Source organism: Williamwhitmania taraxaci (assembly GCF_900096565.1).
Classification (GTDB): domain Bacteria; phylum Bacteroidota; class Bacteroidia; order Bacteroidales; family Williamwhitmaniaceae; genus Williamwhitmania; species Williamwhitmania taraxaci.
The window spans coordinates 1-11,988 of the sequence record NZ_FMYP01000043.1 but is presented as its reverse complement, the minus strand read 5'-3'; the positions used below and the strand labels follow the sequence as shown (position 1 = coordinate 11,988).

Below are 11,988 nucleotides of genomic sequence, written 5' to 3'. Positions count from 1 at the left end.
TTGAATGGGGTTGATAATTGCAGAATTAGGTAGGGTTTTGATGAATACAAATCGCCCTTAATTATACTTCTGCGCCCATATTAATACACATCAAAATTATTATATCCTGCATTAAAAACAATAGAGTAAGGCAAGGCCATTGTAGTTGCCTGCAATTTCGGGTGCAAGGTAGAATTTGTTACCCATTTTTTCGTGCAGACGAACCACTGTCTTAGCAACGTAATGCGAGAGAAGGGCTGCAAATACCACGTCGGAGGTCCAATGCTTGTTGTCGTGGATCCTTGAGGCTGCTGCGAGAGTTGCAAGGGTGTATATTGTCGGAGGAATCCATTTATGGTCCTTATATTCAATCGCAATTACTGTTGCTACCGAAAATATGGCTGTTGTATGTCCCGAGAAGAAAGAAGTTTGGCTTTTGTGGGTTAATTGCGGACCATACCACTGATCGTGATCGGCCTCTGTGTTGGGGCGAGCTCTGCCAGCAAGGTGCTTTATAACCGTACATATCCCGGTTGAGATTAAAAACGACTCTGCGGAGAGGACTGCTACACGACGAGCTTTTTTCTGTTTAAACGCAATTCCGTAAATCTCGAATGATGCTACAATCCCTGCCGAAATATACCCTTGCCCAACAAGTTGCAACTGATTGCTGAAAAAGGCAGAGTGGCTGTTGCGTGTTCGTTGTGCCCACGCCTTAATCGGGTCGTCGAGTGTAGCATAGGTGAGTCCTGATACGCCGAGAAGGATACCTGCCTTCAGGTAATCACGGTTTTGCCAATGTGCAAATGGGTAAATCGCCACATCCACAGAGGTATGTCCGAAATCTCGAACAAATTGCTTGGTCATTTTATATGCAGGAAAACCACTCGTGTCCTTATTCTCAGTCGGTAAGTCTGCCGGGATAGTATCTGTTGCGGATAGTGTTTGCGGCAGCGTGTCAGGTAAGGCGATGATCAACGTATCATCACGCAGAATGTTTTGAGGATGATCAACTATGAAATGATCAAGGTTTTGAGGATTATTGATCCTTGCAAAGGTGTGGGTAATGCAAACTAATGCCATAAGTATGGCGAGGGATAGGGCTTTGGGCTTCATGCTAAAAATTTGGATAAAAGTAGCAAAAGAATCTACCCAAAGACCTAGGGTAAACAAATTTCGCTATTTCCTTTGTCGAAGAGGTTAAGGTATGTTTCGTCCAAAGTTCTCACGTCTTCTACACCATGATTTTGATGAATCTATAATCACCAATTCGCTGATAGCGCTATATTGTCTCAGAAAAAATTTGAGTGTCATGATGGTAAAGCATAAGTTTAATACCGCGTTTGGTTCAACTGGATCGTTTGCAGGCTACTTCTTAGTAGCAGCTGGAGTTGCGGCGTCGTTTCAGTATTGGGAAGCCATTTTTCTCGTTATTTTTGGTGCATTTATAGCGTTTACCTACTCTTGTACTTACCTGGATATTGAACGGCGAAGGGTAAAGTATGCCAATATGATTTTTGGTATATTCCCTAATGGCAAGTGGGTTGCAATCACTCCCGATATGCTGCTGGGCGTTAAAAAAGCCAAACGAGTGTATTCCACCTATAGCAGGGGCAACCGCCGGCTAGATTTAGCGCGAATCCGATACCAAATAATCCTTTACGATTCATTAAATAGGTCCATTATGCCGCTGGCAGAGTTCTCCACGCATGAATTGGCCCAAGCAGAAGCAGATAATCTCATGAAGCAGTTGGATCTTAAGGCCTACGTTTTATAAAGGTGATGATAGAGATGCTTCGGAACGGAGAACAGAACTTATTTCTCATGTTTGCTTAAAATAATTTATTTGATCTCCAACAAATAAATACGCTGTAATAGGACCATTTTTATTAACGCACGTTGACAATTGTGATTATTTGGTCAATTAAATTGATTTTTTCGTTTGTAATGAATCAGTTTAGTGAACTATTTATATATATTCGACGGCTATTTATTGTAAATACGATAATTCATTCAATTCATCATGAACGAAAACGATTCCAAAACAAGTTTTGCTGAGTTACGCGAGCGGGTTCATCGTTTGGAATTGGATAATAAAGTGCTTCGTATGACTCTCGAGGGAATTGAGGGGAGCCATGAAAAGACAGTAACCTCTCTTTCCAAGAACGAAGATTTGCTCCTAATGCTCAACTCTTCGGGAGAGGGCATGTTTGCCATCGATTTAGACAGAAACTGTACGTTTGTAAACGACTCCGCCATATTTCTTCTTGGCTATACCAATAAGATTGATCTTCTGGGAAAAAATATCCACTACCTTATTCATCACTCCTGGCCCAATGGTAAACCGTTGCTTGTATCGGATTCTAAAATTTGCAATACTTTTTCTATGGGGAAAGGTGTTCACGTGGTGGATGAAGTGTTTTGGCGCGCCGATGGAAGTTGTTTTCCGTGTGAATACTTTTCATTTCCAATGCTCTCCAATGGTATCTGTGTCGGCGCTATGGTAACTTTTATCGACATTTCGGATAGGAAGCAGGCGGAGCAGGCTCTTATTGAGAGTGAAGAACGTTTTCGACGATATGTAAATTCAACATCCGATATTGTTTATATACTGGATTCCCAGCAGCGTCATACTGGCATTTACGGCGATTGGGCAGAAAGGATGGGGTATTCAAAGGAGTTCTTTATCGGGAAAACAATAGGAGAACTCATTGGAAAAGAGGCCGAACCGCACGAAATTGCCAATAGGGCCGCCCTTAAAGGTCAGTTTGTTGTATATGAATCACATAAGAAAATTCATGGCAAAAAGATTTTTATACAAACCTCTCTCTCTCCAATTTTCCAAGCCGGCGAGGTGGTTGGACTAATTGCGGTGGGAAGAGATATTTCCAATCTCGTTGAATCTCGGAAGATTATTAAAAATAGCGAAGCAGTCCTAAAAAAGTTAAATGCCACTAAGGATAAACTATTTTCCATTATTGCACACGACTTATACAACCCATTCAATACGATTTTGGGTTTCACCCATCTTCTCCAACAAAACATTAAGTGCTACGATGCCGCTAAAAGCGAATTATATCTAGATCATATCCAGGGAGCCACGAAGAATGCAGTTTTGCTTCTCGATAATTTATTGGATTGGTGGAAGGCACAGACTGGTAATCTTCGCTTTGTGCCCGAACATCTGTCTCTTTCTTTTATAGCTGGTGATGTCATTCAAAATCTAAATGCCTCTGCCATTCTTAAAACAATCACACTTAATTATGATGAGACCACGGCGATTACCATTTTTGCCGATTCAACTTTGCTGAAAACCATCATACGAAATCTTATTACAAACGCGATTAAGTTTACCCATCCCAATGGAAGCGTTAATATTTCTGCCATTCTTCTCGATGGATATGTGGAAATTAATGTTGCCGATAATGGCATTGGTATGGATAGCGCTACTTTGGCAAGGTTGTTTGTAGTTGGTGCGCATGAGTCAACACGCGGTACCGCCGCAGAGAAAGGTTCGGGCTTGGGGCTTATCCTTTGCAAAGAGTTCGTGGAAATGCACGGGGGCCGGATTTGGGCTGTAAGCACTCAGGGCAAGGGTAGTACCTTTAAGTTTACCATTCCCTATTAGGTTTTTGGAGGAGAAGTATTCTAGTTAGTTAAGTATTCAGTGAATAGTGATTAAAATATTAGAAACAAGAAGTTTAAATCAAAAAAGGCTGCCCGTTTGGGAAGCCTTTCAGTATTTATTCGTCTTTGGGGTCTATTAGACCTGGCCGAAGGAGTTTTGTGCGTTCAATGGCTTGTTTGTGCTGCCATTTTTCAATTTCCGCAAAATTACCGGAGAGTAAAATATCAGGAACCTTCCATCCATTAAAGTCAGCAGGCCGGGTATACACTGGGGGAGCCAGCAGGTTGTCCTGAAAAGAGTCCGTGAGCGCTGAAGTTTCGTCCGAGAGAACACCGGGAATAAGCCTGACCACCGAATCGACAATAACCGCTGCAGCTAATTCACCTCCCGAAAGCACATAATCGCCAATCGAGATTTCGCGGGTAACCATGTTTTCTCTAACGCGGTGATCGATTCCCTTGTAGTGGCCACATAGGATAAGTAAATTCTTTTTTGTGCTGAGCTGGTTCGCTAGTTGCTGAGTGAGCAGCTCCCCGTCGGGCGAAGTGTAAATAACTTCGTCGTAGGTGCGCTCTGCCATCAACTCCTGAAAGCATTCAAAGATGGGTTGAATCTTCAGAACCATTCCGGCATCGGGGCCAAAAGCGTAATCATCAACGGTTCTGCGCTTATCGTGGGTGTAGTCCCGCAGCGGATGAACCACTATTTCGGCTAGCCCCTTTTTTTGAGCACGGTGAATAATGGAATGTCCCAGTGGGCTCTCGAGTAGTTCTGGAAGAACCGAAACAATGTCAATGCGCATGCGTAGCTTGTTGATTGGAGGTTCGTGAAAATTCAGCACAAAAGTAACACCCTTTTGCCTCGTTACAAAACCTATACGGCTACATTCTGTAAGAAGATAAAGCCTATTTCCCGATTTTTCTAAAAAACTTTGAGTATTAACGCACAAATAGTTAATTTCGTCAGCTGAACGTTGACCCCGGGTTTTTTATGAGTTTATTGATTAATAATCTAGTTATTAGTCAAATAAGTTATGAAATTCCTGTTACACTATTTTAAAATAATGCGTGCCACATGGAAACAAATGAAATGAAAGACACTGTTCTAGGCGAAATGCCCGGTGAAAACCAACCTGCTACCGGCGATTCGTACACTCCTGAATCTTTGGAAACAACCGAAGAAACGACCAACGATGCAACAACCGACAATGTAAACAACCTGCACAGCGACGAAGTTGAAGAAACTTCCGTTGTAGAGCCTGTTGATTTCTCCGATGAGGAAGCCAATCTAGCCAGCACTGAAATAGGCGACGATGAACCCGAAGAGGAGTTCGATCACGGTCATGGTAAAGATTACTCTGGCTATTCAAAGGCCGAGATGATTATTGCAATTAAAGAGTTGGTAGAGAGTGGACAGGTTTTAAAGATACGGCGCGATATTGAAGGAATTAAGGTGGCGTTCTACAAAAGGAACAAATCTGATATTGATAAATTCCGTAAAGAGTTTATCGATGGAGGAGGTGTTCCAGAAGAATTTCAGGCTCCTCACGATGATTACGAAAACCAATTAAAGGATTATTTTACCCTATATAGAGAGAAAAGAACTAGCGAGAATATCCTCCAAGAAAAGTCAAAGGAGCAGAATCTAGATCTTAAGTTACACATTATTGAAGAGATTAAAACATTGGTTGATAGCCAAGAAAACTTCAACGATGTTTACAATAAGTTCCGTGATTTGCAGAAGCGGTGGAAAGAAATTGGCACGGTTCCTCAGGCTCGATTGAATGATCTCTATGAGAACTACAACTTTGTTGTGGAGCAGTTCTATGATTTTCTTAAGATAAACAAGGACCTTCGCGAACTCGAGTATAAGAAAAACTATGAAGCAAAGTTGGCTCTTTGCGAGCAGGCAGAAGCATTACTTGCCGATACGAACATCGTAAACTCCTTTAAAACTCTTCAGCACTTTCATGAGCTGTGGCGCGAAATAGGCCCTGTTGTTCACGAAGTTAAGGAGGTTATTTGGGATCGTTTTCGCGAGGTTACCACTCAAATAAATAAGAGGCATCAGGATTACTACGAAGGGCTCCGTTCCATTCAGAAACAGAACTTAGATGCAAAGGTTGCTATAAGTGAGAAAATTGAGACGATGACAACTCTCAATATCAATTCGCATAAAGAGTGGAATAAACGTTCAAATGAGCTGGTAGAGTTTCAAAAGCAATGGAAGAGCATTGGTTTTGCACCAAGGAAAGAAAACAACAAGGTTTATGATCGATTCCGTAAGGCATGCGATGCTTTCTTTGCTAAGAAACGTGAATTCTACAGCGAACTTAAGCGCGAAATGGAAACCAATGAGAAGCTTAAGTTGGAACTTTGCGAACAAGCTGAGGCCGTAAAGGATAGCATTGAATGGAGAAAGACCACCGAAAGCCTTATTACTCTCCAGAAACGCTGGAAGGAGATAGGACCTATTCCACGCAAGCACTCCGATGAAGTTTGGAAGCGTTTCCGTGCCGCTTGCGATGCCTTTTTTGTGCGCAAGGGTGAAAATTTCCGCTCTGCAGAAACTCAGTTCGATGAAAATCTGGTTCAAAAACTTGCCCTTATTGCCGAAATTGTGGCTTTTATTCCTGGTGGACAGCAAGACGAGAATTTTAAAAACCTCAAGGATTTTCAGCGTAGGTGGATCGAAATAGGTTTTGTGCCAATTAAGGAGAAAGAGAAAATTCAACTCGAATACCGCACGGCCCTCAACAAGCATTTCGATGCCCTTAAAATGGAGGAGTCAGACAGAACTTTGACGCGTTACAAGAGCAAGATTGAATCCATTCAATCTCACTCAAAGTCCGATTTTAGAGTTCGCAATGAGCGCGAAAAACTCTTTGTTCGCATTAAGCATCTCGACGCTGATATCCATCTATGGGAAAACAACATTGGTTTCTTTGCCAAATCTAAGGGTGCCGATGCGCTCGTTCGCGATGTGAATCAGAAGATCGAAAATGCGAAGAGTGAGATTAAATCACTTGAGGAGAAAATTCGGGTGATTGATGGCATGGACGATACTCAACAATAAGAAAAATATATATAATGAGCCAATCTACTAAATATATCTTTGTAACCGGCGGCGTAACCTCTTCGCTTGGAAAGGGAATTATTTCGGCGTCGTTGGCCAAACTCTTGCAGGCTAGGGGGTACTCGGTGACCATCCAGAAGCTCGACCCATATATTAATGTTGATCCGGGAACGTTAAACCCTTATGAGCATGGCGAATGCTATGTCACTGAGGATGGCGCTGAAACCGATTTGGATCTTGGGCATTACGAGCGGTTTATTAACCTGCACACCTCACAAGCCAACAACGTGACTACTGGTAGAATCTACCAATCGGTTATAAACAAGGAGCGTAAGGGCGAATATTTGGGAAAAACTGTTCAGGTGATCCCGCACATTACTGACGAGATTAAACGACGTGTAAAACTCCTGGGGACTAAGCACAAGTTTGATGTAGTTATTACGGAGATTGGCGGAACTGTGGGCGATATTGAATCCTTGCCTTACATTGAGGCTGTCCGACAGCTGAAATGGGAACTTGGTCCCACCAATTCATTGGTTATTCACCTTACTTTGGTGCCTTACCTTTCTGCTTCACGTGAGCTTAAAACTAAGCCCACACAGCACTCAGTGAAGTCTCTTTTGGAGTTAGGAATTCAACCCGATGTGCTCGTGCTAAGGACTGAGCATACCTTAACTCCAGATCTGAAGAAGAAGGTTGCCCTCTTTTGTAATGTAGATACCGAGTCGGTAATTGAATCGATCGACGTATCCACTATTTATGAGGTTCCTCTACTGATGCTCAAGGAGAATTTGGATACTATTGTTCTCCGCAAGTTAGCGATGCCGCTGGGCGAAGAGCCTCAGCTAAAAACGTGGAAGCAATTTGTTGCCAAGGTGAAAAATCCTAAGCAAGAAGTTAAGATTGCATTGGTTGGGAAATATGTGGAATTGCCGGATGCTTACAAGTCGATAATTGAGGCTTTTATTCATGCTGGTGCCGCTAATGAGTGCAAGGTGAAATTGGAACTAATTCACTCCGAGAGGTTGGAAAGCGAAAATGTAGCGGACCTCCTTAAGGGTATGAAAGGAATTCTTGTTGCACCAGGATTCGGTCATAGAGGAATTGAGGGAAAGATTGCAGCAGTGAAATATGCTCGCGAGAATAATATTCCATTCTTTGGGATATGTCTTGGGATGCAGTGTGCCGTGATCGAGTATGCACGCAATATTCTTGGCTTTGGTGATGCCAACTCTACCGAGATGGTTCGTCATACCAGCCATCCGGTTATTGACTTAATGGAGGAGCAAAAGAATATCATTGACAAAGGTGGTACAATGCGTTTAGGCGCTTATCCTTGCAACTTAACACAGGGAACAAAGGCGCAGCTGGCGTATGGTACCGAAGAGGTTTTTGAGCGCCACCGCCACCGTTACGAGTTCAATAATGCTTATCTGGAAGACTTCCGCAAGGCTGGGATGGTTCATTCTGGAATGAATCCCGACACAGGTTTGGTGGAGGTGGTTGAAATTCCAACCCATCGATGGTTTGTTGGTGTTCAGTTCCATCCGGAGTATAAGAGTACTGTGGTAAATCCACATCCTCTTTTTGTCGACTTTGTAAAAGCCGCCCTAAACGGGTAGCAAAATATTTAAGGATGTATTCCCAGAGGAAAGATCAGTAGTTCTTACTCGAATTTTGTAAACGAGATTAATCATTTCAAATGGATAAAAATACAATAATAGGTATTGTGATAGTAGGAGCCATCCTCATTGGCTTTAGTGTCTACAATGGAAAACAGGCAAAAGAATTTGCTGAGGCAAATCGCCGGCAAGATTCAATTGCTGCTGTTGAGGCCGCTAAACATGCACCCATCGTGGCTCCTGTCGATGCGCCTACTGCCTCCGAAATTCAGGCAAAAAGCGATAGCGCCCTTGTTAGCTCCATGGGAGCAAGTTTGGGCACCATGGGTAATGCCTTAAAGGGTGAAGAGTCGTTAATTGATCTCGAAAATGATCTAATTAAGGTTACCATTTCTAATAAAGGCGGACGAATATATTCCGTTGAATTAAAGGATTACAAGACCTTTAATGGTCAGCCTTTAGTCCTTTTTAATGGAAAGAATCAGGTATTTAGCATGAATCTTTTCTTAAAGGAAGCGGTTGAAACGGGTAAGTTTTACTTTACCCCCGATACTGATGCTAAGTTAATCACTCTGGCTGAAGGCGATTCTGTAAAGTCGATCACGATGCGTTTGCCTGTTGCCGATTCCAGCTTTGTCGATTACAAGTATACCTTGCGCAAGGGTAGCTATATGGTCGATTTTCAAGTGAACATGGTAAATATGGCGGGTATCATTTCGAAGCAAGCTACCAGCATCGATTTAAAATGGGAGGCCGATGCTAAGCAATTCGAAAAGGGTGCGTCAAACGAGAATAACTACACCTCGGTAGCATACATGCACTCCTCTATGGAGTTTGAGGAGTTGAGTGCCCGAAGTGATGAAAAATCAGAAACCGTTCCTACCCAAGTTAAGTGGGTTGCCTTTAAGCAGCAGTTCTTCTCTTCCATTATTCTTGCCGAAAAACCTTTTTCGAATATTGTAGTTGGTTTTACGAAGGATCAAAACCCTGCCGATAGCGTTCTTAAAAGAATGCATGCAAACCTCACCATTCCTTATTCGGCACAAGATAAGGGTCCAATAAACTTACAGTTTTACTTCGGTCCAAACCACTTCAATACCCTTTCGAGTTATGGACACGATTTCAATAAGTTGGTTTCTATTGGAAGTTGGATTGTTCGCTGGATAAACCGCTATGTGGTAATTCCCGTGTTCAACTTTTTGGGTTCTTATATTGCGAGTTATGGACTAATCATTTTGCTGCTCACACTTCTTCTAAAAGGTGTGCTAATGCCACTAACGTGGAAGTCCTATCTATCTTCCGCTAAGATGCGTGTATTAAAGCCTGAGGTCGATAAAATTGGATTGAAGTATCCAAAGAAAGAGGATGCAATGAAGAAGCAACAGGAGGTAATGAGCCTTTACAAGCGAGCGGGTGCAAGTCCACTTGGAGGGTGCTTACCTATGCTGCTCCAATTTCCTATCCTCATTGCGATGTTTCAGTTCTTCCCATCGTCCATTGAGCTGCGTCAGGAGAGTTTCCTTTGGGCAACCGACCTGTCATCGTATGATTCCATACTCCAATTGCCGTTCACAATTCCAATGTATGGCGATCATATTAGTCTGTTTACACTACTAATGGCAGTAGCACTCTTTTTTACTTCACGCATAAGCTACGCTCAAATGGGCGACACCAGCACACAAATGCCGGGAATGAAGTTCATGATGCTCTATATGATGCCTATCATGATGATTGTATGGTTCAATAACTACTCAGCTGGTTTGAGCTACTACTACTTCTTGTCGAATATGGTAACTCTTGGACAAACACTTATTATCCGTCGTTTTGTGGACGAAGAGGCATTGCTCGCTAAGCTACGGGAGAATGTAAAGAAGGCTCCTGCAAAAAAATCGAAGTTCCAACAACGACTCGAGGATATGGCGCGTCGCCAACAGGATATGAAGAAGGGTAAGTAATCTTTCTTCCATAATATTAAAGAGGCTGTCTTAAAAGGCAGCCTCTTTTTTTTAACGCACCATTCCACCCACTACGCAATACCCTTACCATCTAGTCACTCCTTTGGAGGAGCCGGAGGAGGTCGGTAACCTGCCTCGCAACCAACCCGGTGCCGTAGGCACCACATTATGGTAGTAATGGAACATTACAATCCAACACCGCGGCGCGCACCGCATTGGTCAAACGCACATAACATTATTCCGCCGCTTGGGCAACATCGTGATAAACGCACCTGAATACGATCTTTGGAGGAGCCGGAGGAGGTCGGTGAATTACCCAAACCTAACTGCACAAAAAAAGGCCACCCATCGGGCGGCCTTTTCTTGATTAATCTCTTTCACTATTCTTCTGGCTGCTTCATATTGTGCGAAACCATAGTAACGTCCTCATCATCTTCCAGGCGGCCTAGTAACTTCTCTATGTCGGCTATTTGTTCCTCATTCAACTCTTTAAAATCGGTTGGAATGCGCTCAAATTCGGCTGTAATGATTTCGAATCCGTTTTCTTCCAAGTATTTCTGTAGCGGGCCGTATGATTCATATTCACCATAAATAATCAAATCTTCCTCCTCAGTAAAGAGTTCCGAAACACCATAATCAATTAGCTCCAGCTCGAGATCTTCGGGATTAACCCCCTCTTTCCCCTTAACCTTAAAGTAGCACTTATGCTCGAACATAAAGTCTAAGCTGCCTGTAGTCCCAAGCGATCCGCCTGATTTTGTGAAATAACTGCGAACATTTGCTACGGTTCTAGTGGGGTTGTCCGTGGCGGTATCGGCAATAATGGCGATGCCATAAGGGCCATAGCCATGGTATGCTATCTCTTTAAAGTCGCCTTGATCTTTCGATGAGGCTTTCTTAATGGCTCTTTCAACATTTTCCTTTGGCATGTTTGCAGCCTTGGCATTCTGCATCAAAACCCGTAACCGTGGGTTGTTGGCCGCATCAGGTCCACCAGATTTAACTGCCACTGCAATCTCTTTTCCCAGCTTGGTAAAGGTGCGGGCCATGCTGCCCCAACGCTTTAACTTGCGAGCTTTTCTGAATTCAAACGCTCTTCCCATTTTGTATGTTCGTTTCAAATAATAAATGCGCCATAAAATTAACTCAACTTGCTTAAATACGAAGAATATTGGCTATTATTTTTAATAATTATTGCAGTTTCTGAAGGTATTCCAATATAATGCAACCGTGCACCATATAATGTGGATGCTGGTGTAACTACTATTTCCCCAATCTAAGGGCGGGAAAGGGAGTGTAAATTAAACTCTGGGGAGTGTAAATTAAACTCTGTCTGGTAATTTTCTTAGTATTCAAAACTACTGTTCCTTTTGCTTCCAAGACGTCTCCTTTTGCTCCTAAGATTCTTCCTTTTGCTTCCAAGGTTGATATTTCGGTGATATTGTGCCACTTGTTTCGGTGATGTTGTGCCACAAAAAAAGGGATGATTTCGTGACCAAATTTATGAATTAATTTGAGCTTTTTTCATCTTGTTTTTTCGCATTGACTCACCGGTTAATTCAATGCGGTGTGACGAGTGAACCATGCGGTCTAGAATTGCATCGGCAATGGTTCCTTCGCCAATTGTTTCATGCCAGTTTTTTACCGGTATCTGTGCGGCAATGATAATAGAAGTCTTGTCATACTTCTGTTCAACGATATCCATTAGGGCATTTCTTGCCGGATCGTC

At 42.7% G+C, this 11,988-nt stretch carries 9 protein-coding genes; 5 read left to right on the top strand and 4 right to left on the bottom strand.

Features of this window, described 5'->3' with window-relative positions; translation table 11 throughout:
* Positions 1-111: 111 nt before the first annotated feature.
* Positions 112-1,095: a phosphatase PAP2 family protein gene (locus BLS65_RS11490; RefSeq protein WP_092439104.1), complete on the bottom strand. Its 984-nt coding sequence runs from the start codon at positions 1,093-1,095 to the stop codon at positions 112-114.
* A gap of 196 nt (positions 1,096-1,291) precedes the next feature.
* Here BLS65_RS11490 and BLS65_RS11485 point away from each other — a divergent pair, with 196 nt between their 5' ends.
* Both BLS65_RS11485 and BLS65_RS11480 read left to right on the top strand, forming a co-directional pair.
* The gene (locus BLS65_RS11485) at positions 1,292-1,756 is read left to right on the top strand and encodes a hypothetical protein (protein ID WP_092439102.1); all 465 of its coding nucleotides are present in this window, start codon (positions 1,292-1,294) and stop codon (positions 1,754-1,756) included.
* Between the two features lie 246 nt (positions 1,757-2,002).
* Positions 2,003-3,607, top strand: a complete 1,605-nt coding sequence (locus tag BLS65_RS11480) for a PAS domain-containing sensor histidine kinase (RefSeq protein WP_092439099.1) — start codon at positions 2,003-2,005, stop codon at positions 3,605-3,607.
* Between the two features lie 115 nt (positions 3,608-3,722).
* Here the strand turns inward: BLS65_RS11480 and trmD are convergent, their stop codons facing one another.
* A complete protein-coding gene (trmD, locus tag BLS65_RS11475; RefSeq protein WP_092439140.1) occupies positions 3,723-4,409 on the bottom strand; it encodes a tRNA (guanosine(37)-N1)-methyltransferase TrmD in 687 nt (228 codons plus the stop codon).
* Positions 4,410-4,681: 272 nt separating this feature from the next.
* Between trmD and BLS65_RS11470 the strand changes: the two genes are divergently transcribed.
* The 3 genes from BLS65_RS11470 to yidC all read left to right on the top strand — a co-directional run bounded on the left by BLS65_RS11470 (position 4,682) and on the right by yidC (position 10,259).
* On the top strand, positions 4,682-6,682 hold the full coding sequence (locus BLS65_RS11470; RefSeq protein ID WP_092439097.1) for a DUF349 domain-containing protein: 2,001 nt from the start codon (positions 4,682-4,684) through the stop codon (positions 6,680-6,682).
* Between the two features lie 14 nt (positions 6,683-6,696).
* The gene (locus tag BLS65_RS11465; protein WP_092439095.1) at positions 6,697-8,304 is read left to right on the top strand and encodes a CTP synthase; all 1,608 of its coding nucleotides are present in this window, start codon (positions 6,697-6,699) and stop codon (positions 8,302-8,304) included.
* Between the two features lie 80 nt (positions 8,305-8,384).
* A complete protein-coding gene (gene yidC, locus BLS65_RS11460; protein WP_092439093.1) occupies positions 8,385-10,259 on the top strand; it encodes a membrane protein insertase YidC in 1,875 nt (624 codons plus the stop codon).
* 380 nt (positions 10,260-10,639) lie between these two features.
* On the opposite strand, the gene BLS65_RS11455 is transcribed toward yidC, so the two are convergent.
* Positions 10,640-11,362: a YebC/PmpR family DNA-binding transcriptional regulator gene (locus BLS65_RS11455; RefSeq protein ID WP_092439091.1), complete on the bottom strand. Its 723-nt coding sequence runs from the start codon at positions 11,360-11,362 to the stop codon at positions 10,640-10,642.
* 398 nt (positions 11,363-11,760) lie between these two features.
* The coding region (locus tag BLS65_RS11450; protein WP_170830094.1) for an ATP-binding protein at positions 11,761-11,988 on the bottom strand (228 nt) is incomplete at its 5' end.